This window comes from Endozoicomonas sp. SESOKO4 (assembly GCF_024606275.1).
This window is the reverse complement of record NZ_JAHHPS010000585.1, coordinates 1-1,020: the sequence shown is the minus strand read 5'-3', so window position 1 is coordinate 1,020 and position 1,020 is coordinate 1. Positions and strand designations below refer to the sequence as shown.

At 46.7% G+C, this 1,020-nt stretch carries 1 protein-coding gene; it reads right to left on the bottom strand.

Features of this window, described 5'->3' with window-relative positions; translation table 11 throughout:
* On the bottom strand, positions 1 to 859 hold an 859-nt coding region (locus KDK16_RS11450), incomplete at its 3' end, for a hypothetical protein (RefSeq protein ID WP_257276208.1).
* Positions 860 to 1,020: the final 161 nt, after the last annotated feature.

Sequence of the window (1,020 nt, the reverse complement as noted above, 5' to 3'; positions counted from 1 at the left end):
GTGTTAAGGCATTTAGTGATTTGATCTTCTCGACCAGAAGTTTATGCTGTGTGTCAATATCTGTATTGTCATCAAAATCCGGCATGTTTAAATGTGAGGCGATGAGTGCAAGGCGAGCTTTGGTGGCTGCTGCTTTTTCAGCCTCTGTGCGGGTGGTGCTTTGTTGCTGAACCGTTTGTTGATTGGCCTGTTCATCCTGCTGCCTGAGGTAGCTGGGGTGGTTGACGTGCTCAATGTGTTCCTTAATGGCCCGGACACGAGCCTTCAGGTCAGCTTTGTCAACCGGGACCAGACCACAGCCTCTTTCAATGGGAGCAAGAATTTGCTCTGGATTCGCTCCTTCCAATAATGTCTCATCCTGAATTAGCATGGGCCCAAGAACATTGTAAATCAGATCGTTTTCATTGACTGGAGTAATACCTGACCGGCCTTCAATGGCCGCCGGTTTTGCCTTTGCAGCTTCTTTACTGGACCGTCCTGTTGCGTCTAATGTCTTATCTATATTTGGAACGGGCCCATTAGCGCTGTAACTCAGATCCTCTTCATTGATCGGAGTAGTACCTGATATGCCTTCAAACGCCGCCGGTTTTGCTTGTAAAGCTTCTTCATCAGATGTTTCTGGTGCGGTATAGGTTGCGATAACCTTTGAACGCATGTCATTAATTTTCTCCAAGAGACGTCTGGCTTGCCCTTCTGGTGGCTGGGTATCATCCCAGTCATCAATGCCAAGCATTGCTGCCAGTTCAGAGTTGTAAGTCTTTCTGGCCTCCAGTCTGGCATCATGGAGTTGTTGTTCCAGCTTTGGAATTTGTTTGACTTCCTGATCAAGTTTCTGCTTCTGGCTTTCCAGTTCTTCCATGTTGCGTCGAAGAGTTTCATACGCAAATTTAGCTTTTTATAATACTCCTGCCAAGGTTTCCAGTGTTGATCTGTTTGAGACAGACGAGAATAACGTTGCTCAGAAATACACCAAAGTCCTGAAGGCCGGTGATGAGGGCGTTTTCAGATTCACCCATAATC